At 47.4% G+C, this 21,471-nt stretch carries 21 protein-coding genes; 9 read left to right on the top strand and 12 right to left on the bottom strand.

Annotated elements, in window-relative coordinates:
• The first annotated feature begins 33 nt into the window (after positions 1 to 33).
• Positions 34 to 1,194 carry an iron-containing alcohol dehydrogenase gene (locus tag BGX16_RS03865; protein ID WP_100424871.1) on the top strand — a complete coding sequence of 387 codons (1,161 nt, stop codon included), beginning with the start codon at positions 34 to 36 and terminating at the stop codon, positions 1,192 to 1,194.
• Positions 1,195 to 1,214: 20 nt separating this feature from the next.
• Complete coding sequence (gene cysK / locus BGX16_RS03860) at positions 1,215 to 2,147, top strand: cysteine synthase A (protein WP_100424870.1); 933 nt, start codon at positions 1,215 to 1,217, stop codon at positions 2,145 to 2,147.
• 55 nt (positions 2,148 to 2,202) lie between these two features.
• Here the strand turns inward: cysK and BGX16_RS03855 are convergent, their stop codons facing one another.
• Positions 2,203 to 2,712 carry a ribonuclease domain-containing protein gene (locus tag BGX16_RS03855; protein WP_157797853.1) on the bottom strand — a complete coding sequence of 170 codons (510 nt, stop codon included), beginning with the start codon at positions 2,710 to 2,712 and terminating at the stop codon, positions 2,203 to 2,205.
• Positions 2,713 to 2,823: 111 nt separating this feature from the next.
• On the opposite strand from BGX16_RS03855, the gene BGX16_RS03850 reads away from it, so the two are divergent.
• The gene (locus tag BGX16_RS03850; RefSeq protein WP_100424868.1) at positions 2,824 to 3,405 is read left to right on the top strand and encodes a flavodoxin family protein; all 582 of its coding nucleotides are present in this window, start codon (positions 2,824 to 2,826) and stop codon (positions 3,403 to 3,405) included.
• Between the two features lie 238 nt (positions 3,406 to 3,643).
• Here BGX16_RS03850 and BGX16_RS03845 read toward each other — a convergent pair whose 3' ends face one another.
• The 4 genes from BGX16_RS03845 to BGX16_RS15320 form a co-directional block, all read right to left on the bottom strand.
• Positions 3,644 to 4,360, bottom strand: coding sequence for a DUF4405 domain-containing protein (locus BGX16_RS03845; protein WP_241899436.1), 717 nt, complete (start codon positions 4,358 to 4,360; stop codon positions 3,644 to 3,646).
• A 388-nt stretch (positions 4,361 to 4,748) separates the two neighbouring features.
• On the bottom strand, positions 4,749 to 6,089 hold the full coding sequence (locus BGX16_RS03840; RefSeq protein WP_100424867.1) for an ATP-binding protein: 1,341 nt from the start codon (positions 6,087 to 6,089) through the stop codon (positions 4,749 to 4,751).
• Between the two features lie 160 nt (positions 6,090 to 6,249).
• Positions 6,250 to 6,810 carry a flavodoxin gene (locus BGX16_RS03835; RefSeq protein WP_241899435.1) on the bottom strand — a complete coding sequence of 187 codons (561 nt, stop codon included), beginning with the start codon at positions 6,808 to 6,810 and terminating at the stop codon, positions 6,250 to 6,252.
• Between the two features lie 25 nt (positions 6,811 to 6,835).
• Positions 6,836 to 8,038, bottom strand: coding sequence for a carboxymuconolactone decarboxylase family protein (locus BGX16_RS15320; RefSeq protein ID WP_100426738.1), 1,203 nt, complete (start codon positions 8,036 to 8,038; stop codon positions 6,836 to 6,838).
• 293 nt (positions 8,039 to 8,331) lie between these two features.
• On the opposite strand from BGX16_RS15320, the gene BGX16_RS03825 reads away from it, so the two are divergent.
• On the top strand, positions 8,332 to 8,718 hold the full coding sequence (locus tag BGX16_RS03825; protein WP_241899433.1) for a class I tRNA ligase family protein: 387 nt from the start codon (positions 8,332 to 8,334) through the stop codon (positions 8,716 to 8,718).
• Between the two features lie 172 nt (positions 8,719 to 8,890).
• Here BGX16_RS03825 and BGX16_RS03820 read toward each other — a convergent pair whose 3' ends face one another.
• The gene (locus tag BGX16_RS03820; RefSeq protein WP_100424865.1) at positions 8,891 to 10,627 is read right to left on the bottom strand and encodes an NPCBM/NEW2 domain-containing protein; all 1,737 of its coding nucleotides are present in this window, start codon (positions 10,625 to 10,627) and stop codon (positions 8,891 to 8,893) included.
• A gap of 211 nt (positions 10,628 to 10,838) precedes the next feature.
• Positions 10,839 to 11,537, bottom strand: a complete 699-nt coding sequence (locus tag BGX16_RS14965) for a hypothetical protein (RefSeq protein WP_241899432.1) — start codon at positions 11,535 to 11,537, stop codon at positions 10,839 to 10,841.
• Here BGX16_RS14965 and BGX16_RS03810 point away from each other — a divergent pair.
• The 5 genes from BGX16_RS03810 to BGX16_RS03790 all read left to right on the top strand — a co-directional run bounded on the left by BGX16_RS03810 (position 11,527) and on the right by BGX16_RS03790 (position 16,448).
• A complete protein-coding gene (locus BGX16_RS03810) occupies positions 11,527 to 12,507 on the top strand; it encodes a helix-turn-helix transcriptional regulator (protein WP_241899431.1) in 981 nt (326 codons plus the stop codon). The genes BGX16_RS14965 and BGX16_RS03810 overlap by 11 nt on opposite strands.
• 188 nt (positions 12,508 to 12,695) lie before the next feature.
• The gene (locus tag BGX16_RS03805; protein ID WP_100424864.1) at positions 12,696 to 15,020 is read left to right on the top strand and encodes an AAA family ATPase; all 2,325 of its coding nucleotides are present in this window, start codon (positions 12,696 to 12,698) and stop codon (positions 15,018 to 15,020) included.
• 16 nt (positions 15,021 to 15,036) lie between these two features.
• The gene (locus BGX16_RS03800) at positions 15,037 to 15,648 is read left to right on the top strand and encodes an alpha/beta hydrolase (RefSeq protein ID WP_100424863.1); all 612 of its coding nucleotides are present in this window, start codon (positions 15,037 to 15,039) and stop codon (positions 15,646 to 15,648) included.
• Positions 15,649 to 15,659: 11 nt separating this feature from the next.
• Positions 15,660 to 16,037, top strand: a complete 378-nt coding sequence (locus BGX16_RS03795) for a hypothetical protein (RefSeq protein WP_100424862.1) — start codon at positions 15,660 to 15,662, stop codon at positions 16,035 to 16,037.
• Complete coding sequence (locus BGX16_RS03790; protein WP_100424861.1) at positions 16,038 to 16,448, top strand: hypothetical protein; 411 nt, start codon at positions 16,038 to 16,040, stop codon at positions 16,446 to 16,448. It abuts the gene before it with no gap.
• 168 nt (positions 16,449 to 16,616) lie between these two features.
• Here the strand turns inward: BGX16_RS03790 and BGX16_RS14790 are convergent, their stop codons facing one another.
• The 5 genes from BGX16_RS14790 to BGX16_RS03765 all read right to left on the bottom strand — a co-directional run bounded on the left by BGX16_RS14790 (position 16,617) and on the right by BGX16_RS03765 (position 21,422).
• Positions 16,617 to 17,537 carry an HNH endonuclease gene (locus tag BGX16_RS14790; protein WP_198514851.1) on the bottom strand — a complete coding sequence of 307 codons (921 nt, stop codon included), beginning with the start codon at positions 17,535 to 17,537 and terminating at the stop codon, positions 16,617 to 16,619.
• Positions 17,538 to 17,804: 267 nt separating this feature from the next.
• A complete protein-coding gene (locus tag BGX16_RS03780) occupies positions 17,805 to 18,464 on the bottom strand; it encodes a hypothetical protein (protein WP_100424860.1) in 660 nt (219 codons plus the stop codon).
• Between the two features lie 13 nt (positions 18,465 to 18,477).
• On the bottom strand, positions 18,478 to 19,149 hold the full coding sequence (locus BGX16_RS03775; RefSeq protein WP_100424859.1) for a hypothetical protein: 672 nt from the start codon (positions 19,147 to 19,149) through the stop codon (positions 18,478 to 18,480).
• Positions 19,150 to 19,332: 183 nt separating this feature from the next.
• A complete protein-coding gene (locus BGX16_RS03770; protein WP_100424858.1) occupies positions 19,333 to 20,613 on the bottom strand; it encodes an ATP-binding protein in 1,281 nt (426 codons plus the stop codon).
• A gap of 197 nt (positions 20,614 to 20,810) precedes the next feature.
• Positions 20,811 to 21,422 (bottom strand): HAD-IC family P-type ATPase, encoded by a 612-nt coding sequence (locus tag BGX16_RS03765; RefSeq protein ID WP_100424857.1) that lies wholly within the window; start codon positions 21,420 to 21,422, stop codon positions 20,811 to 20,813.
• Between the last annotated feature and the right edge of the window lie 49 nt (positions 21,423 to 21,471).

The raw sequence follows: 21,471 nt of genomic DNA, 5'->3' as shown, positions 1-21,471 counted from the left end.
TCGCGATAAAGAACTCTTTCGCAGAAGGGTACGATGATAGGTTTTGAATATCACAATCCCGCAAGAATTGTCTTTGGCGAAGACAGCGAGAAAAGACTAAAGTCGCTTTTGGCGGATTATAAGGTCAAGTCCCTGCTGCTCGTTTACAGTGGCGATTTTATCAAGACCCTTGGAATCTATTCGGCTGTTCAGGAAGCCGTGTCGGAACTGGGCATCCGTTTTTCGGAAAACGGCAACGTGGTGCCGAACCCGTCTATCGATCTAGTCCGTGAACTGGTTTGGCAGGGCAAGACCAGTGGCGTGGATTTTGTCTTGGCGGTTGGAGGCGGAAGCTCAATTGATACTGCCAAGGCGGTGGCTCTTGGCATTCCGTACGAAGGCGATGTTTGGGACTTTTTTAGCAAGGGCGTTTCGGCGGAACGCGTGTTGCCTATCGGCGTGATTACGACGACGGCATCCAGCGGCTCCGAAACTTCCAATGCGGCAATCCTTTCGAATGGTGAATGGAAGCTGGGTTTTGAAGATGACCGCATCATTCCGAAGTTTGCCATCATGAACCCGAAGTACACCGTAAACCTTCCGGAATACCAAACTTTTGTAGGTGTTGCAGATGTGCTCTCCCACCTTCTGGAAAGGTATTTCTCCGACGAGAAATATTCCGACACCACGGACTACCTGATTGAAGGTGCCATTCGGGCTTTGCTTGTGAATGCCGATAAGCTGATCGAGAATCCTAGGGACATTAACGCCCGTGGCGAAATTCAGTGGCTTGCAAGCGTTGCCCATGGAGGTTTTCTGGATGTAGGGCGTCGTGCCGACTGGGGATCTCACCGCATTGAGCATGAACTTTCGGCGCAGTACAACATTACCCATGGCGAAGGGATGGCTGTCGTCACCGTTGCTTGGACAAAGTATATGGCTCAAAAGAAGCCTTGGCGTCTGGCGCTTTTGGCGAGCCGCTTGTTTGGAATCGACCCGTACAATTATAGCGAAAAGGAAAGGGCGTATGCCCTGTCGGAAAAATTGGCAGCCTTTTTCAAAAAATTGAAACTAGCGACCACCCTTTCGGATTTGAAACTTGACAACAAGGATTTTGAAGTGATGGCCGCACGGGCTGTAAAAAATGGAAACGTCGGACACTATGTACCACTGGATGCAACCGCTATCAAGGACATTCTAAAGCTTGCATTGTAACTAACGAAAGGAGAATACTCATGCCAAAAGTTTATACTTCGATTGACCAACTGGTTGGTCGCACTCCACTTCTCGAACTCACTCGAATCGAGTCTGCTCATCAGTTGCAGGCAAAGATTTTGGCGAAGCTCGAATACTTCAACCCGGCAGGATCCGTGAAGGACCGCGTGGCCAAGGCCTTGATTGACGACGCCGAATCTTCGGGCAAGCTCAAGAAGGGTTCTGTGATTATCGAACCTACTTCCGGCAATACCGGTATCGGCCTTGCTGCTGTGGCGGCTGCCCGTGGATACCGCATTATCATCGTAATGCCCGAGACCATGAGCGTAGAACGCCGTCAGCTGGTAAAGGCCTACGGTGCAGAACTGGTGCTTACCGAAGGGGCGAAGGGCATGAAGGGGGCTATCGCGAAGGCCGAGGAACTGGCTCGGGAAATTCCCGATAGCTTTATCCCGGGACAGTTTGTGAACCCCGCCAACCCGGCAGCTCACCGCAGCACCACCGGCCCCGAAATCAGGGAAGATACCGACGGTAAGGTGGACATCTTTATTGCTGGTGTAGGCACGGGCGGAACCGTTACCGGTGTAGGCGAGTATCTTAAGTCTAGGAACCCGGCTGTGAAAATCGTGGCAGTGGAACCAGCCTCTTCCCCGGTGCTTTCGAAGGGGGTGGCGGGCGTCCACAAGATCCAGGGAATCGGTGCGGGTTTTGTGCCCGATATTCTGAACACCAATGTCTACGACGAAATCATTACCGTTGAGAACGAGGCTGCCTTCGAGGCGGGTCGTGAAATCGGCCGCAAAGAAGGGGTGCTGGTGGGAATTTCTTCTGGGGCGGCCCTCTGGGCTGCCGAGCAACTGGCCAAGCGCCCCGAGAACAAGGGAAAGACCATTGTGGCCCTTCTTCCGGATACCGGCGACCGTTATCTGTCTACGGCCCTCTTTGCCGAGTAAGTTTCAGGAATCCAAATCAAAACGGTGTCGCGAACGCGACACCGTTTTTTTGTTGCTATTGTCTTTCTAATCGCGTGAACGTTTCGTAATGGTCTGCGGTATAGTAGATGACACAGTCCGACTGATAGACAAGCCGCTTTGTTCCGCGGTTTGCGTCGAAGTAATCCACGTCCGCTTCATGGTAACTTCCGCTCGGCAATAAACCTTCGCGATTATCAAAGACGTCGCCTCCAATCATCACGCCAATCGTTGTCCACGGATTGAAATTCCATTTGGAAAAGGTGTTGCCTGTTTTAGATTCGTATAGAGCTTTGCCTTCGCTTTTGCTCACATAGTTAGACGGCAACTTGTCGAATTTGCAGAGGTATGCCGCCACGGAATCGCGGGTTGTGTACTTTCCGGATTCTTCGATTGCTTCATAAATGCTTTGTGGTTCAGCGCTGGACGAGAATTTCGCAGAACTGCTGGATTGAAAATTCTCATTGTCGCTCGAAACGGTAGAAGTAGAACATGCGGCAAGAGTAAGTGCGAAGAAGGTTGCGAACAAATTCAGGAAAAATTTCATATCGTTCAATATAATAAATAGCAGGGGTACAGGCGTTTCGTTTTGACCGCCTGTTGGGCGACATTTTCTAGCGTCGGAAAATTTTATAATTTTCTAAAAAAAGGAGACCTTATGAAGGTGGTTTTGTTTAACGGTAGCCGTCGCGAAAAGGGCTGTACCTATACCGCTTTGAATGTGATTGTCGAAGAATTAAAAACGGCGGGAATTGATTCTGAAATCGTCTTTGTGGGTGGCCGCGTGATGAAGGGAGAAGTTGAAAAAGTTGTAAAAGAATCCGTGGAACTTTTGAAAACCGCTGATGGCGTGGTCTACGGTTCTCCGGTCTATTACGCTTCGCCGAGCGGTGAAATGTTGATGTTCCTCGATCGTCTTTACGGTCAGGGTGCTGCGGAATTGCAGTTTAAGCCTGCCGCGACGATTGCCTCTGCACGCCGTGCAGGAACTACGGCTTGCCTCGACGCTTTGAATAAGTATCCGGCGTTTGCTCAGCAGCCGATAGTGACTTCGCGTTACTGGAACATGGTTCACGGTTCTAAACCGGAAGACGTGATGCAGGATGAAGAAGGCTTGCAGATTATGAAGATGCTTGGCCGTAATATGGCCTGGATGCTCAAAAGTATTGAAGCGGGTAAGCAAGCGGGTGTCCCACAGCCTACCGCAGAAGCCAAGATTTATACGAATTTCATTCGATAATTGTAAAAAACAAAAGACTAGCAGTCCCTTCCCAAAAATCTCATATTAGTTAATGGCATATCGAATGTCTTGACCAGGGTCCATGCGCAGAAAAAATGGGGGTGCAAGATCCACCATGCAAAATGCCATCAACGAAGCGCACCGCAAAGTCGCGGACGCTTTGGTGCATGGCAAGCGCATCCAGATTGCAGGGGAAACTTCGAATTTCTGGAAGAAGTTTTTGGCTGCCGTCAAAAATCTAGGATTTTTTATTTGCGATGATGTCTGCTTCTGTATTTGCAACTTCTCCCGTGGAAACGGTCCCATGGAACGGTCGAACGGTCACAAAGGGGGCCGTCAGTTTCACCTTGGATGATGCTAAATGAATCGCTAAGGCAAACAGGGCCATCACGGCAAGATAATCCCAAACAAACAGCAGGTACCCCCGCTCCATATCCAAAAAGAAAAAAGGTTGCTGTAACGTAAGGTATTTCCAGAGGCCCCGTTGAATAAAGGCGTAGATTCCATAAGCCGCAAGAACAGTCACGATACCCGTCGCCGCCTTGCTCCGAATAAACATGGACAAGTGAAGCCCGATGTGAAGAGAAACGAAAACCAGGTACCAGTGGCTGGCCAGCAGGTGAGCGGTACGGGCAAAGTTTGCCCCCCTTTCAATGCCGAGCCAGCTAAATACATGGTTCGAAAGCATGATCCCGCTGACCATCAGGAACAATACGCACAAGATTACACCGCCGTTGATGACGGTCCGGAAAACCCGTAAGGCATTGTATTTGCCCTTGGGCAATGCCTTGACCCAGGCGCGATTCAAAACAACATGCACCGCCCACAGAACAAATAAAATAACGCCTAAAACCTCGTGAACCGCAGTCGATTCAAAGAAGTAATTGCCTCCCATCAGCACGAGCGTCGCGACCGTCATCGCAATATCTATTAAACGGCGGGCGATCTTATCCACTTGGTGTCCTCAACTGTTAAAGGTTTCCAACGATGTTTCCAACATTCTAGTAATTTACGCAACGGCATCCCTTGAAGCTCTCAATATTATCGCCGGAATAGACAAGAATTTGAGGTTTTGTTTGACACAGTAGGAGGAATATCTACCGCAGCCAAGATGCTGAAATCCACCAATGGTTAGGATTTGGTAGTGAAGGGGGGGGCCGGCTCGTTAGAGGTGGTGGTACAGATGAGTACGGTTTTACTTTCGCAAAAGACGAAGATGGGGTAGTCGTGGGCGACAATGCCGATAAGAGCATCGCCGCGTCTGTCCGTTGCGTCAAGGATTAATCACGGCAGGGGCTTTCTCCGTCCCAATATTCGCCAGCCCGATTCTTCGGGCTGACTTTCTATTCCTTAATCGTTTTCAGCCACCGTTTGAGCATGAATGTGCAAAAGTACGGAATGGTGTAAAATTTTCCGTTGAAGCCGATGTTCTTGTTCGCCAGTTTAATGCCGAACTTTACGTCGCCGTAATTTTCCTTTGTAATCAAGTTGTTTAGCGAAACGGTCGCCCCGTCGGTGGCCTTGACTTCTACGGGTACCAGTGAACTAGCCGTCCGCACGAAAAAATCCATTTCAAGGGTGGATTTCTCGTTCTTGTAATAGTAGAGCCCGTAACCTTCTTTTACGAGCATGTCGGCAACGACATTTTCGTAGATAGCGCCTTTGTACGCATTGAAATTCTTGTTTGCGCGCAAGTCCTCTTGGGCTTCGTCGTCGAGCGAAGCAATCAGCAGTCCCGTATCGCGGTAATAAATTTTGAAGTCATTAGGCTTGTAGTTGCCTTTTAGCGGAAGTTCCGGCTGATCCAGACAGTAGCAACGGTTGATGATGCCCGCATCGTTCAGCCATTCGACTGTCCCCACATATTCTCTGGAACGCGCCCCGGTGGCGACCTTCGTTATCTGGAATTTCTTGTTCTCTTTGCCAAGGAAAACGGGAATGTGGTTATAGACATTCTTTATCTTTTCTTTGTCTAGTCCTTCGGCGTATTTTGTGATGTCGTCCTCGTAGTCCTGGAGAATCTTTTTCTGCGCCGCCAACACCCCTGAAAAATTTTTCTGTGATACAAATTTGTCTACAATGGCGGGCATTCCCCCGATGGTCATGTATTCCCTGAAATTTTCAATCCATACATCGTATTCGATGTTAGAGAATGGCGTCTGAGATACCATATGTTCGTAGATGGAATCGATTTGCTCCTGCTTGTAGCCTTTTGCCCAAAGGAACTCCTCGAAATCCAGGGAATGCATTTCATAGTCTTCCTTGAAGCCGACACTGACTGACGAAATTTCCTTGTAGTGCACTCCAAGCAGCGAACCCGAACAGATGACGTCGAAGCGGCCATCCAACTTAAAAAACTTGAGCGACGTGGTGCAATCGGGACACTCCTGCATTTCGTCGAACAAGATGAGCGTATCGTGCGGAATGAACTCCCAATCCGAATTCAAGAACGAAATTTCTCGGATAACCGTGTCCGGTTTGAAGCCCTTCTCGAAAATTCTCTTGTACTGGGGTTCCTCGATAAAGTTTATCGAGATGAAACTCTTGTAGTTCTTCGCAAAATGCGTAATGGAAGAAGTTTTTCCGACCTGCCTCGCACCCTTTATAATGAGTGGCAAATGGTCGGGATTTGCCTTCCAATCGACCAAAAAAGAGTCCAACTTTCGTCTGAGAGTGTATTCCATACACAAAAATATAGGCTATTTTTATCAAAAAATCACATTTTTCCTGCCATTTTGATGTGTTTCATCACAAAAATCTCGAACTGATGCTGGTTAATCGTATTAAAAATGTAAAATGAAACGCCAGGGCTTCCGCTAGGTTGAATAACCCTTAATTTCAGGGCTATTTCACCCACTTGTCCACTTCTTTCTGGGCCTTTTCGCGTTCATTCTGGGCCACGTGTCCGTAGATGGCGAGGCCGGAGGTCACGTTCGCGCCGGTTACCTTCTTGAGGCGGGCAACACCCGAGAGGCCGCTGCCTTCGTGCGTCATGAACGGGTGAATCGTCTTGCCCTTCAGATTGTACTTTTCGAGGAAGGTGAACATAGGCATGGGCATTTCGCCCCACCACACCGGATAGCCGACGTAAATTTCGTCAAAGTCTTCGGGATTCACGTTCACCGGCTTGATGGCCGGGCGCGCGTCCTGCGCAAGTTCCTTCTTGGCCAAGTTGATGCAGTCGTCGTAGCCCTTCGGGTATTCCTTTGCGGGTTCCACGTGCAAGAGCGTGCCACCCGTCTTTTTTGCAATCATCTCGGCGATGATTTCGGTATTGCCCTTGGAAATGTTTCCGACGGAGTAGTTTTCGTCGGCACGGGAATAATAGACGATGAGAACTTTCTTTTCGGCAGCCATCGAGACTCCTAAGAGGAATGTTAACAAGAATAGAATTGCTTTTTTCATGATGGTGATCCCGTTGTGAAGAGTGTTACTTTAGTCTAGCATATTCTTCGTCGCTCACGGGTTCAAGCCATTCGTTGCTTGTTCCTTCGCCGGGAACTTCAATTGCCAAATGCTGGAACCAGGAATCCGGAGCCGCCCCGTGCCAATGCTTGACGCCAGCCGGAATGTTCACCACGTCGCCGGGCTTCAATTCCACCGCCGGCTTGCCCCATTCCTGATAGTAGCCGCGGCCCGCCGTCGCAATGAGAATCTGGCCTCCGCCCTTCTTTGCGTGATGGATATGCCAGTTGTTGCGACACGCCGGCTCAAAAGTCACGTTCCCGACGCCCACCTGTTCAGTGCTGATCATGTCGAGATAGCTCTTGCCCACGAAATACTTGGCGTAGGCATCGTTCGGCTTACCCACCGGGAATACGCTCCAGTCCTTGCCTGGCATGGTTTTTGCAACCGTCGCGGTCTTCGCCTCAGCCGCCGCTTCCTTAAGCAGTCGCAACGCGTTCAGCGTGCGCGGGTAACCGCAATACGGCAAGCAGTTGTAAATCGCCTGTTCCACGTATTCGGCCGTGCGAATCTTCAGGTTCGCGCCGATATGCGCCTTGAGCTGCGGCTCCGTTCCCAAGTTCACGAGGATCGCCATCGTCAAAAGTTCACGGGTATTCAGGTCGAGCCCCTTGCGGGTATAATAATCGCCAAAGCAGTTGCTCGCAAGGAAGTAGTTGATGATCGGCATCCCGTCCTTGCCGTTTTTCGCCATGTCGGGGAAGGTCTCTCCGAACAGCGTTCCCTGCGCGTCGGCACCCGCCTCCAGGCGGGACTGCGCTGTTACTGTCCTACGGTTTTCATCCACCTTCACGTTCTTCGCCTTGAACACGCTGCGGGCAATTTCAACCGCATCCACCGTCCGCGGGAACCCGGTGTAGGGGGCGCACTGGTAAATCGCCTCGAGAATTTCTTCAGGTGATAGCCCCTGCGCAAGCGCCGTCGCCACTTCTTCTTGCAAAAGAGCGCCCGACTGCTGAGTCACAAGCGACACCAGGCGAATCAACTCCACTTCGCGCTTTTCCACAAGCGGGGTCGCCGCCGGAACCTCATTCTGCGTGAAGTTGTCCATCACGGCACGCAGTTCCTTGTCCTGCGAAAGCGCCTTTGCTTCGCCCTGCGGGCAGCAGTCACATGCGGCAAGAATCGCCGCAAGGCTTAAAGTACTCATGAAAATTCCTTTTTTCATCATAACATTCCTCCTTTTCATTACCTCTTCATCTCAATTAAAATTTCAAAAGGCCAAACCTTCTGAACAAGAGAGTGCCAAGGCGAAAAAATAATGTCAAGAAGTTTTTCATTGGTATCCAACAGTATAAATCATTTTTCGAAGTTTTCATAATGCTTATTTTTTATATTTCACTATGCTTTTTACGCATAGTGATAGAATTCTTCTGCCTGTTGTGAAGTTTCATGATCCCAAATTTCAAGACTTTTGTGGTAGTGAAAGTGAATTTGCAAATAATAGGTAGCCAATAGATATTGTCATATCAAGATTGCATAGGATGCGCCTGGCGTTCTGTGGTGGGCGATGGTTCGGCAAGCTCACCAACCGAAGACGAAACTCCTGTTTACGTTGATGAAACCGCACCTGAGACAATCGAGAAGGTGATGCACCAGACCGTCATCAAGGTCACGAGCGACATCGAGAACATGAGCTTCAACACCGCGATTAGCCATCTGATGATCTTCAACAACGAAATGATGAAGATGGACAAGCGTTACCGTGAACCTTGTGAAACGTTGCAGAAACTCTTGCACCCGTTTGTCCCGCATATCGCCGAAGAAATGTGGAGCATCCTCGGTGTGTTTTGTACCAAGGCTGACATTTGTATTAAAAGCCATCAATCAGAAAGGCCTGCGCAATAGCCTAATCTCTATCTATTATAACATAGGAAGAGCGTTGCCGTTTCGTGCACAGAGATTTTCTGATGGGCGTATTTCTGATTAGTATCGGTCGCAGTTTCTAGAATTTCATGAGATAAAGCCTGGTGGTAAAGTCGGAAGGTCGGTGACGCCTATGTTATAGTCCTGCTTTTGGCTAGCGGAGCTTTACATAGGCATTTAGCCAGTCCGTATGGTCACAATGATCGGAACCTTCCGGATCCGTTCTCAGTTCTAGAACATTCGCTTCTTGCACGGAAATAGATGCAAAATAAGGCTTTTGTGCGCCACGAACCCTACTGCGACGCCAGACAACATCCCCATCTAACTTTACAATGAAGGTCGCCTGACCATTCTCGTGGCATTCCCCATCAATACCTACACCCAGAAACAGCGAATCCGCCTCTTCCGGCAGCGTATAGGTAATCGTCGAGGGAGCATGAGTCCCAATGCCATTTATATAGACACGGTTATCCACCGTCAAGAGATGTCCGTCAACAGACTGATTTATACGGGGAGATCTAAAACGCTGTACCGACGATTCCATCGGCAAATCCGTAACCAACATATAACCGTCACCTTTTGGAGCCGCGATCGGACGGGATTGAAATGCCAGGAAGCCGCTCACAACCGTTAGAATCAACAGAAGCACCCCATAAGGCACAAATGCAGGCAACCGAAGGGAACTCACCTTGTGGACCAGCTTTTCCAACCGCCGAGGGCAAAGGACAAGCAGAATTCCGACCAAGAGCGCAATACAGCCTGCATAAGCATCCATTTTCCAGACATAATCACCGCGGAAAGTGTTTAGCAGGTTGATATTGACTGCCGCCACAGCTGTAACGGCCAGACACAAGATACCACCACGCTGCATGTCCCACACAAGCCAGCAGAGAGCCATGGGTACGGCGTACAGCAGGTAGCGTTCATGCATTTGGGGCAAAAGCATAAAGAAGGCAAGAGCGTTCAAGGTGCAAAGGGCAAAGGCGGTGCGAATATTTCTACAAAGAACAGATTTTACCAGTACCAAAATGGAAACTATGACAAAGAGAATCTTACCTAGATGAACGGGCTTGAGCAAGAAACCCAGGCCGTATTCGCTCACTTCCCAAATCGGCACATTATCCGGAGATACATTTCCCGCAAGCAGAATCCAGATGTTCGCTGCATTAAAAGTAGCATAGGCATACTGGCTTGTCGTCTGCACGTAAGCCCGAGTCAGCATTCCCTGAAGATTTCCGCCAACAGCAAAAGGAAGCAGAACAAGGACCAGCGCCAATACAGCTAGAGGCAGGCCCTTCCAAGACGTTTTCCAATGACGGATAAACAAGCCTCCAAAAACGGGCAGGAAAGCAATCATCTGGAACTTGGTCAACAAGGCGAGTACATAGAACATGGATGCAAGGAAAATAAGGCGAGGACGATTGATGCAGTAAATCGCCATGACTGCAATCACCGACGGAAACAAATCCACCTGTCCCCAAATAGGGCCGTTTAAAAGCAGAGCCGGATTCAAGGCGGCAAAGCCCACCATCAAGTGCTTTTTCCAATCCGGATAATTGAACTTGCCCAAAAGGCGGCAGACCCAATCCACTAGAAAGAGATGCGCGAAAAAGACAGGCCAGAGGCAGGTAAACTTCAAGAAGAGATTTTTATCTACAGCGATATCGAATAAGGAATAGACCTGAGCCACCACCCATAACCAGAAGACATACAGCGGCGGATAGTTTCCGTCAAAACCGGCGAAACCTTCTTCCATGAGTTTCTTAATCCAGCCAACCCAATAGCCCTGGTCACTTTCAAAAGCACTGGCAAAGGTGCATAGAATATTTGCTACGGCGCAAATGACACCCCAAAAAAGGAACAATCTTAAATTATCACGGTACTTGTACATTTCCTAATCAAATCTAATAATTTAGGATTCCTATCAAATCACAATACAAGGCCGCAATAAGCTTTATCATGTTCTCATGGTCCTTCACGGCGTGGCGTGTCGCCAAGTGCAATATCGAATTTGGGCCCAAGAACTTTGCGGACTTTCTACAGCAGGGAATCCGAACCGCTTGGGGGGGCGTAACCAGGCATTACGAATTACGGCAAAATTTTTACGGCAAACGGAATTGTTTCACGAAATCCCAGGCAGTTTTGCCATCGCCTTCGGAATGCCCGCCTCCCTGTATGGTGCAAAGCCCCACTTGTACGCCGTCTCTGCAATTTTCATAATATTTGCAACCATTTCCTTTATCCACGGGTTCTTCGGAGCAACCGTTCAACTCCGCCCATTTTTCAAAATTCTTTTGAGCGCCCAAAAACGTAATCGGTTTCCCGGAAACAATCGAGGAATAGCCTCCGTCGTAGTTGACTACGAAATCATTTGTCCCGCGGAAATTGAGAATCGGAAATGCACGTGCTGGGGAGCATTTTCCCGCATTGACAATTTCTTCGGAAAGGTCAAAGGCGGAAGGCGCCGCTGCTGCAAAATATTCCGAAAGAAAACAACCTGCATAATTCGAAAAACCGCCGCCCATCGAAAATCCTGCCGCATAAATGCGCTTCGGGTCAACGCAAGCCTTTTCGGACACGCCTAGTTTAATCAGGAATCCCTTCAGAAGGATATGGCGGTTCAGAATCATGGCGGCAGCGCGCTGACCTTCTTCGGTAAGCTCTACTCCGCTGTATGGTTCCTGTGTCACAAGCCCGAGCTTCTTGAGTTCAATCATAGCCTTCGCTACCGACGGCATTTTCACGCCGAGAGCCGCGGCAATAATATATATTAAAACATAGAGGTTTAATATGGCTGACATAACCCGCGCAGACCGCGTTATTCAATTATTCGCGATTTTGATATCAAATCCCAGCAAGAGCTATTCCATCAGCGACTTGATGGAGGCTCTGGAAATTCCCGAAAAAGAGCGCCGCAATGTGCAGCGCGATATGAATCTCCTGACTTCTGTCAACGGAGGTACCTACATTCGCGTGATTGGTGACCAACGCGCTTTCCGTTACCAGTCTGCAATCAAGTCTGCGGATAAACTGCTATTCCCGAACTTCGAAAACACAATGTTGCATTTTGTATTTTTACAACGCATCGCGAATATGTACCCTGCCGCAAGCGAGACGGTCACGGATTTGCTCGAAAAAATCCGGAAGAGTCTGCCTGCAAGCGAAAAGAAGGCCGTGGAGCAACTCGCTCAGGATCTGAATTCGCGAATCCTTTTTGCGGGAACCCCACCCATGTTCGAGGAAGATTCCAGCGAAAAAATCAAGATAATACTGCGGGCGATTCACGAACGCCGCAAAATCCTCGTTACCTATATCAGCGAAACCGGTAATATACCCCATATACGAATTCCGCTGATGGTCATCTTGTACCAAGGCGAAATCTACATCGGCTGTGAATCGCAGACACGTCCTGGCGATACCTATACGCTCAAGTTCCGCCGAATCCAGAAAGTTGAACTAACCAAGGAAACATTCCAGGACAACCCAAAGACACTTGAAATGTTGCGCAAGCGTGTGCAGCTCGGTTCTGCCATTTTTGGGCCGCAAGACCCGAAAGCCGAAGATGTTGAAATCGTGTTCAGCAGTCATGCGCTGCATTACCTCGAAGAAAAGCCGTTCCAACGCTCCATGAAGGTGGAAAAACTCCGCGACGGTCGCCTGTTGGTCACGATGAAGGCCCTAAACGACGAGCTCCTTTTCCGCTGGGTACTTTCGTACGCCGACAGCGCCGAAGTCATCAAGCCCATCGCCCTCCGCAAAAAAACTCCGTGAATTCTCGTATTTCCTCGACAGCACCTACCGCAGAAATCATTAGCGATAAAAAGTAAAGCTGCAATGATTAAACTTTCCATGCCCGCTATGTGCGGGCTTTTTTTCTTTAAAAATACCGTTTTAGTCACGACATTATTTGTCGTAGTAAAAACCTATTTTGATGATAAATCGAAATAAGGAGCAAAAAAATGAAAAATGGGTATTTTAACGATGTTTTTAAATCCCTGCAAAAGAATACTGAAAAGAAGTCTTTGGGCATCAATTTTGTAACTCTCAAAGGCTATGAATACTGGATTCGTATGCTGAGAATTTCTAAAAACTATCCCGACGCAGACGACAGCATCGGTATTTTCCCGAAGGAAAATGCATCGCGAATTTTGAAGGGCATTACTACACATTTTGAACTTTTGAACAAAGCTGAGGATAGGAAGCCCAAGGTCAAAGGAAAGGTTTCTCGTTCACGAACAAGCGAAATAGACGCCTGTTTTTACGGAAATGATGACGTGGATAAATCAGAATCCTATCGCAACCGCAAAAGAGCCATCAGCAAAATTCGCGACACTATCAAGAATAGCGGCTCCAGCGGAGATATAAAATATGTCACCCACAGCACTCTTGTTGGCGAAGATATCTTCAATGGCCCTGCCAAAAAGATTTTTTACGAGGGTATCACCAAGGAACTTATGGACATCCTCAAGCATCAAAAGAATATCTGTGATCCATACTTAAAGCGCCTCGACATTGTGCAGAAAGCATTCAACCTAGATTCCGTTGAAATGGAGATCCTGATATTCTCGTGGATTTTCTTTAAAAAAGACATTTGCGAGCCTCTCCGCGACATGATTGGTTCGCGAAGATTCGGAGATTGCGTTTTTGTCGATGTATTCGCATCCATTTATCCTGAACTTGATATAGAAAAGGCATGTTACAACAAGTCTTCTCTCAAGCGGATGGGACTTGTCGATAACGACCTGGAAATTTCAAAGAGAATAGGGTTGTTCCTAGATGGGGTCTCAGGAAACGACCTCGATTCGCTCTATTTCAAGATTTACGACGGCAATAACGTACCCTATAAAAAACTGTGCAACAACAACCCGAAAGTAGAAGTTGCCTTTGACTTGTTGAAACATGTAAAGCTGAATCAGGGAATCAATATTTTCTTCTACGGAGTCGAAGGTACCGGTAAGACTGAACTTGCGAAGGCCATCGCAAAAGAACTCCGACGTCCGCTGGTTCTTACCAATATCAGCATTGATGGCGTTCATAGAGAAAGCAAGGAGGATTCAACTATCCAGGAGCGCTTGGGAAGCATTATGTTTGCGGCGACCAAGTACCAAAACAAGCGTGTCATTCTCTTGGTGGATGAGGCCGATGTAATTTTGAATTGCTGCGAAAAGGGTGCCCTCAACTTTTTCCTAGAACAAATAAAAGTCCCCGTTATTTGGATCTCAAACGACATCCGATTTATTGAAAATAGTACCCTTCGTCGATTTGATTACTCCATCGCATTCGAAAGGCTTGATTCTGAAAAAAGATTGCAGATTTGGCAGTCCGTCATTAGCGAGCAGGGCACCGGTAAAATGCTTGACCCCTTGACGGTGCAACAGTTTGCAGACACCTTCCCCATTACCGCCGGTGGCGTGACCCAGGCGATTGCTGGAGCAAAATTACTGCAGGAGACAGGCAGTAAGATTCCGCCAGAACAAGCAGTCCGTATCATTGCCGATGCACAGACAAACTTACTTTCACTGAACTGCGAATATGCCAAACGCAACAAAGAAAGCCATGCGCCCAAGTACATCCTAGACGCATTGAATGTTGAAGGAGACATGAACCGCATTATGAAAGTAATGCAGTCTTTTAACGCTAAATGGGAAACTATGCAGGAGATGGATTGTCCGGAGTCTTTGAACATATTGTTCTACGGTGTTCCCGGCACAGGCAAAACAGAACTCGCAAAACACATCGCAAGAACATTGAACCGAAAATTGATTGTCAAGAAAGCGAGCGATCTCTTGGATTGCTATGTGGGTGAAACAGAAAAGAAAATCCGCAAAATGTTCCGCGAGGCAGAAGAAAAGAAAGCAATTCTCTTTTTGGATGAAGCCGATAGTATGCTCAGCGAACGCGCCGGTTCTGAACACAGTTGGGAAGTATCGCAAGTAAACGAACTCCTGACGCAGATGGAAAACTTCAAGGGGATATTCATTGCGGCGACCAACTTCAATGACAATTTGGATGCCGCCTCACGCAGGCGCTTTGCGCTTAAACTCAAATTCAACTATCTGAAACCCGACGGAATCGAAAAGGTGTGGCAAGCATTCTTCCCGAAAGTAGAATGCTCCGCAGCCGCACGAGACCTAAAGGCGCTCGCTCCGGGCGATTTCAAGGCTGTTTATGACACCTTCAAATACTACGAAGAAAGCGAAGTAACCACAGACAGCATCCTGGAGGCTCTCCGTCATGAAATAGAATGCAAAAATACTCGCGAAGGCCGTAGGATGGGACTGTAAAATATCAGGAGTTTTCATGGAATTTGATTTAATTAAATCTTTCGGTGATGGTGAAAATCAGGTTGATTACGGTTTCGCCTTTGGCGATGACCGTCAAAAAATTCTGCTGATAAAGGCGGGACAAGGTGGTTCCATTTATGGGTATCGCAACAAGTACCTGAAACTTGCCTGCGAAATGCGCGAGCTGTGCGGGTTCTCGGTGGTTTGCGCGTCCACTCCATCATCTGACATCAGCCAGATGGCGCAATTCGCCGAAGTGATAAAATCGGAATTTGAAATCGGTGGCCATACCCAAATCTACTTTATGGGAATGTCAATGGGCGCCTCCATCGGGTGCATTGGTCGATCTCTATTTCCGGAAATTAGCCGATTCCTGTTGGTGAATCCCCCGCTCATGATTAACACGACTCGGATATGCCGCAGCGCCAAGGCATTTGACGGAGACATGATGACATTCGTTTTCGGGAGTCTTGATCCTTCAGCACATTTAGCAGGGCTTCTTAAGCTCCACGAACGTGAAAACATGCACGTTGTGGTTGTGCCAGGGCAAGACCATCATTTTTCAAGAAATGAATTTCGACTAATAGAGTTGATGAAGCTGCTAAATTCTGAAGATAAATTAAAATAAGGAGTGCGAATATGAACATTATCATGACACCGACACAAAAATACAACGACTTGAAATCGCTAGTAAAGCGTTCGTATGCAGACGAAAAAGAACGGAACGAGATGTGGGAATATATCGCAGGCTACATTCTTGCGAACAATGGGAACGAGATCCAGGAAAACAATTTAGAGGCGTTTTCGCGGCTTACCGAACATGAAGGGCTCCTTACCCACATCGACATCGTTGTCGACGCCACGGATCTTGACAAAAGAGCCGTAGAAATGGAAAAAGCCTTCTTAGGCGCCATTGACAAGGCGTGGCCCAACCCGTGGGTTCTTATCTGCTATGGCAAAACCATCGGAACCGACCACGAGCTGAACCGATTCTTCTATATAAAAAAGGAGGTATGAATGAAAGTTTTCATCTCCGGCTCTAAATCGATTTCAGCGTTGCCCGAAGAAGTCAAGTCGCTACTTGACAGTTACATTGACACTGGAGCGGAAATTCTCGTGGGTGACTGCTACGGCGTTGATGCGGTAGTACAAAAGTATTTAGATTCCAAAGGATACAGCAACGTAATCGTTTACTGCAGCGGTGAAACACCAAGGAACAATTTTGTTACGGGAGCAAAAGTATGTTCTTGCGCAGAAGCCGCCAAAGGCCTTACAGGCAGCGCATTCCATTATGTTAAAGACATCCAGATGGCGCAAGATTGCGATACGGCTCTCATGATTTGGGACGGAAAAAGCAAAGGCACCGCTGAGAACATCCGCCGCATAAAAGAAATGGGGAAACCGTACAGAATTATAAACGAGGATTGAAGGATGATTTTTCCCTGTTCTAGGGTCAATAATTTTGACTCTAGAATTTCACGGTATCCATTTCCTCTCAAAATTTCAAGAAAAACATTCTTGTTTGGAATGTCTTTTTTGCAAAAAACATCCTTGAGAAGAGTCTCAAGGGTGTTTTTAAAAATTCTCTACCAGATTTCACTTAACTTTAAAGATTTGCTCACGATGATATTTGAGAAATTCATCTATTCTTTCTTTATCTTCAAGTTTTAGATTTTTTGGTGGATTTAAGCGGACATTTTTACCAATTCCAAGATTCTCCAATTGTGATTCTTCGATTGATGGAGATATCATTATTTTCCAACCTTCTTTAAGTGCCGAAAAAGAAATCAGCCCTTTGTCAAATAAGGCGTCGTAATTGGCGGAAAGAAGTAGGCCATTATGTCCGTCAAGCCGTTGTTCTTCATCTTTATCCTTGCAGTCTTTCCATGGTTTAGCATGGCTAGCTCTTAAAACTTCTCTAATACGACAACCGGTTACCGCGCAGGCGCGGTCCCACAATTTTTCAAGATTTTCTCGATACATGCCTTGTCCAACACGAGCCAGTATTTGTTGAAATCGTTCTGTAAAATTTTTTCCGCAGTCATCATTTAGATTTATGGAATATTTTTCAAAAACAGTTTGAAATTTTTCATTGTCAAAAAATAATTGTAGTGATTGAGCTTCATTTTCTGGACTAATGTATATTCCCCAATACCAACGGATTTTTTTTGTTTTAGCATCTTTGCCTTTTTGTAGGAATACAGCATTTTCATCAGGAAGTTTCTTTACGTTGTATATATCTTTATTTGTTTTCTTATAGTCCCCCCAAGAAGGAAAGTCACTAGCAAGTAATTCTTTACTTGCATATTCAAAACAAATTGCAAAAACATATTTTTTATTTGATTCGTCTTTGGAATCAGGCCATTCTTCATACCATAATTCTAATTTTACTTTATCAGACTGGGCTATTATGCAATAATACCCTTCGTTTGCATATTTGTGAACTTCAGGCATTTTTTCGTTCATATTGCGATTGTAGAAAGATCGTAGCATAACAGTTGCTTCAGGCTTTTTCATTTTTTCTCCTTTTTTAAGAATCTTTTCTATTAGATCTATACTCTTTTCGTTATAAAATTTCAAGAAAAATACTCCAACTGGGAACACTTTTCTGCACCATGCGTCAGGCCTCCAGCCACTTAGCAATCTGTTGCCTTAGCGGAATCGCGTTAGGGACAGTTACCCGAAGGGACGAGACTTACGTAAGCAAGGCTCGGTGAGTGCGCCGTTAGCGGCGTGCGAGTATGGCCCGACCCGTCAGGGGAACGCCCATAAGGAAAATTTTCACTACGGTTCTAGTTTGTTGTAATTCGGGATGGGTAAATCGTAGGGCAGAATGCGGCTGTCGTCATCGCCTTGGACTTCGTTGTTGAACGCCCCGATGACGCTCATCCAGTTGTTCGTGCACTTGTCGCTAAATATGCTCCTGCATTTTGTTCTCAGGAAATCCACGAGCATTTCTTTTTCGTTGTCGTCCAGGAACCAGACGGATTTATTGTACGAGGTGCCTAGTTCGTATTTGGGTTCCAGAAAGGAGATGCGTGCGCACTTGGTCGCGAGTCCTCGTTTCCAATGGTTGTACAGCGTGAAATAAGGCTTTTTGCCGGGGCCGATGTCGATGACGGCGCGAAGGTCTATATTCAGATTTTTACTCCACGCCCCGTTACAGGACATCATGTTGAATTCAGAAAGCTGCAATTTGCCATCGGGCGAATAGACATTGATTTGCCGTTCAGATTCATATTCCAAATCGTCATTGACGGGCAGGAACATGATGGAATAGCTATAGACCGGGCAATAAAAATTTCCACTCTCAACATAATCTCGCAGGATTTTTTCGGCAGTGCGTAGCGACGTGAAAATCCCCAGATCATGGTCAATGGTGTCATTGCCCAGCCCATTCGGCAGTATCGTTGCTGCCAGCTGATAAATATATCGTCCTCTCATAGTACCTCGCTGTTTAAAAACTCAGCTTGTATCTCACTTCGAATTGTTCCGGGCGCATGTGCACGATGTCCTTGAACGCGTAAAGGCTCGCTTCGCTGTCGTATAGCAACGCGTCGAGTTCCCATGTGACACCGCTGTTTACGAATCTATCAATGAGTTGTATTTCTTTCCAGGCAGGAACGTTGTAGGCCTTGTGGCGTTCGTGTTGATCCTCGTTCGTGCTCAAGCAAATGTTGATGGATTCCCAGTTCGCGTACCAGAAGAGCAAATCGCTGATGTATTCATGTTCGCCGGGAATGTCCCAGTCGTTTGCGGGGCAAATTTCGGCTTCGAGTTCGTATTCCCTGTACCACTTGTGATTTTGCACGGAGAGAGCAGCGATGTCCTTCTTGGTCGCTTCGAAGGTGCGGGCGATGCTCCGGTGCAGTTCCCTGAAATACTGGTCGAGCGCGATGAGCTTTTTCATGTTCGCGTAGGTCCAACGGAAATTCTTGTTCAGCATCTTCTGGCGGTCGCGCAGGAATTCGGTGTGGATTTTTGTTTCGAAAAGTTCCTGTTCAAACCTGCTTTGGGGCATTTCTTTTTTCCACTTTTCGACACAGCCGCGCTTGCGGCCGTTATCGAAATCGCGGTAGAAATTCCGGAGAGTGTCCCACCGCGGTGCACGTGAAAGGTCTGTTGTCATTATGGCACCCTATTTTTGCGAAAAACCATTGATTTTAGTGAAATTCTTATTCACTAAAAATACATAATGACTGCGACAAATAGCGTCGCATAAGAACGCATCCGTAAAAAAACGAAAAAAAGTGGCATTACACCACCTTTTAACGAGATTTTATAGATTTTGGGGCGATACGGTTCAACATTTTTACGCCGCATAAAGCGGAACATTAGTCAAAGATGCTTGCTCCTTATAGGGGCGCATGGAGTAGCGAATTGCCTGAAGTCCTGGCGTGTTTTGCAGCAGAGTCGAAAGGGAGTTGGAGCGCACTGATTCTCCGGACTTGACTTCGATGGGCAAGAGGCGGCCTTCCGACTGTATCAGGAAATCTAATTCTAGCCTTGAATCGTCCGTCGAGTGGTAGTAAATCGGGTCAATCTGTTTACTTTTCATTTGTTGCAAAATAAACTGTTCTGCAAGTCCGCCATTGAATTCTGCAATCAGGTCGCTTTTGATTAGAATCTGCGAAGAATCTGTATTTGCCATCGCACCCAACAGACCGACATCCAATGCATATAACTTGAAAATGTTCAGTTCTTCATAAATGCTTAATGGCAAAGCGGGTTTAGAAACGCGAGACACCTTGTAAAGCAAGCCGGAATCCACAAGCCATTCGATAGCTTCTGCGTATTGCGTTGCACGGGCGCCCTTGCGGAGTGCCCCGTAAATAAACTTCTTGTTTTCCTTGAACAGTTGCGAGGGAACGCTTTTCCAAACAAGCTTTATCTTTGCAACCTGGTCTTTGGGCGCATGTTTTGAAAAATCCTGCTCATATCCACGCAAGATGCTTTTCTGTATTTCGCGCACGCTCTGCAGAGCCCCGGTTTCAGCATACTGTTTAACGGCTTCGGGCATGCCGCCCACATAGTAGTATTGCCTGAGCAAATCGACGCACTTTTCGTGCAACGGAGCAATGCTAGCAAAATCTCTTTTTGCAATGAGATCCGCAGTGTTCTGTTCGCCGATGGCGTCAAGGAATTCCATAAAATTCATCGGGAAAATGTCTAGCTCGTCCACTTTTCCGACAGGGAACGACACTCCCTGATGGAGCGAAATTCCAAGCAACGATCCCGCAACGGCAATATGATATTCGGGCGCTTGCTCGTAGAAATATTTCAGCGCTTCGATGGCTTCGGGAACATCTTGAACTTCGTCCAAAATAATCAACGTGTCACCGGGAGTGATGTCAACCTTGCTTAAGGCCCTTAAATCGCGCAAGATTCGTTTTATGTCAAAATCGCGGGCGAACACCTGTTTCACCAACTCATTTTTTCGGCAAACGATATAGGCTTCTTTCTGATATGCAGTCTTGGCAAATTCCCGCAAAAGCCAGGTCTTGCCGACTTGACGCGCCCCGTTAAGAATCAAGGGCTTTCGGTTTGCGCTTTCTTTCCATTTAAGCAGATTTTCTAGGGCGATTCGTTTCATTTTACATTTTTCCGCATATATTTCCCCTTGTAAATTACATTTTTCCGCACATAAAATCAATTCATTTCGACATTTTTTCGTACCTAAATTAGTGAACAAATGTATAAAATTTCATCAAAAACTAAGCAAAAAGGCAGTCCATAGACTACCTTTTTAGCTTTTTTTGATAATTTGGGCCGTTTTCGAGCGTTACATCCCTACGCGCGCTTTAACGGCGTCATGCTCTTGGCGCAAATCGCCATGGTCGAGAGGTTATGCAGCAGGGCCGAGGTCGAGGGGGCAAGTGTCCCAAAGAAACCTGTGGCCAGGAGCGACGTGTTGAAAGCGACGATAAAGCGGTAATTCGCCTGGATGCGTTCCATGAGCTGCGTACTCAATGTGCGGAGTTCGGCGAGGTCGCGCAGGTCTTCGATGCGGAGGGTCACATCGGCGGTTTCGCGGGCAATGTCGCTGGCATCGCTCATGGCAACCGACACGTTCGCGGCAGCCAATGCGGGCGCATCGTTGATTCCTTCGCCCACCATAATCACGCGGCGGCCTTCGGCCTTCATTTTTTCCACATAGCGGTGCTTGTCTTCGGGCAGCACCTGCGCAAAGAATGTGTCGATGCCCAAAAGTTGCGCCGTGCGTTCAGCGGCTTTCTGGCTATCGCCGGTAATCATCGCCACATGCCTGATTCCGCGTTCGCGCAGCATGCGGATGGCTTCGGCGGCTTCGTCACGCGGAGGGTCGCTAATGCAAAGCACTCCCGCGAGGTTCCCGCCAATGGCAAGGTAAATCACGGATGCGGCTCCGGCGAGTTCGTCAATCTTTTCTTATAGTGTTTTGGATTGAAGCAGCCCTGACGGAATCATACTC

The organism is Hallerella succinigenes, from assembly GCF_002797675.1.
GTDB classification, from domain to species: domain Bacteria; phylum Fibrobacterota; class Fibrobacteria; order Fibrobacterales; family Fibrobacteraceae; genus Hallerella; species Hallerella succinigenes.
The sequence above is the reverse complement of the archived record's forward strand: the minus strand, read 5'-3'. Positions and strand labels throughout refer to the sequence as shown.

Bases quoted from the DNA above. Each gene is read 5' to 3' on its own strand.
- BGX16_RS14790 (WP_198514851.1), bottom strand. From the start codon at position 17,537: ATGAAAAAGCCTGAAGCAACTGTTATGCTACGATCTTTCTACAATCGC.
- BGX16_RS03835 (WP_241899435.1), bottom strand. From the start codon at position 6,810: ATGAAAAAAGCAATTCTATTCTTGTTAACATTCCTCTTAGGAGTCTCG.
- BGX16_RS03800 (WP_100424863.1), top strand. From the start codon at position 15,037: ATGGAATTTGATTTAATTAAATCTTTCGGTGATGGTGAAAATCAGGTT.
- BGX16_RS03855 (WP_157797853.1), bottom strand. From the start codon at position 2,712: ATGAAATTTTTCCTGAATTTGTTCGCAACCTTCTTCGCACTTACTCTT.
- BGX16_RS03850 (WP_100424868.1), top strand. From the start codon at position 2,824: ATGAAGGTGGTTTTGTTTAACGGTAGCCGTCGCGAAAAGGGCTGTACC.
- BGX16_RS15320 (WP_100426738.1), bottom strand. From the start codon at position 8,038: ATGAAAAAAGGAATTTTCATGAGTACTTTAAGCCTTGCGGCGATTCTT.
- BGX16_RS03840 (WP_100424867.1), bottom strand. From the start codon at position 6,089: ATGGAATACACTCTCAGACGAAAGTTGGACTCTTTTTTGGTCGATTGG.
- BGX16_RS03775 (WP_100424859.1), bottom strand. From the start codon at position 19,149: ATGACAACAGACCTTTCACGTGCACCGCGGTGGGACACTCTCCGGAAT.
- BGX16_RS03810 (WP_241899431.1), top strand. From the start codon at position 11,527: ATGGCTGACATAACCCGCGCAGACCGCGTTATTCAATTATTCGCGATT.
- BGX16_RS03865 (WP_100424871.1), top strand. From the start codon at position 34: ATGATAGGTTTTGAATATCACAATCCCGCAAGAATTGTCTTTGGCGAA.
- BGX16_RS03820 (WP_100424865.1), bottom strand. From the start codon at position 10,627: ATGTACAAGTACCGTGATAATTTAAGATTGTTCCTTTTTTGGGGTGTC.
- BGX16_RS14965 (WP_241899432.1), bottom strand. From the start codon at position 11,537: ATGTCAGCCATATTAAACCTCTATGTTTTAATATATATTATTGCCGCG.
- BGX16_RS03795 (WP_100424862.1), top strand. From the start codon at position 15,660: ATGAACATTATCATGACACCGACACAAAAATACAACGACTTGAAATCG.
- BGX16_RS03805 (WP_100424864.1), top strand. From the start codon at position 12,696: ATGAAAAATGGGTATTTTAACGATGTTTTTAAATCCCTGCAAAAGAAT.
- cysK (WP_100424870.1), top strand. From the start codon at position 1,215: ATGCCAAAAGTTTATACTTCGATTGACCAACTGGTTGGTCGCACTCCA.
- BGX16_RS03770 (WP_100424858.1), bottom strand. From the start codon at position 20,613: ATGAAACGAATCGCCCTAGAAAATCTGCTTAAATGGAAAGAAAGCGCA.
- BGX16_RS03780 (WP_100424860.1), bottom strand. From the start codon at position 18,464: ATGAGAGGACGATATATTTATCAGCTGGCAGCAACGATACTGCCGAAT.
- BGX16_RS03790 (WP_100424861.1), top strand. From the start codon at position 16,038: ATGAAAGTTTTCATCTCCGGCTCTAAATCGATTTCAGCGTTGCCCGAA.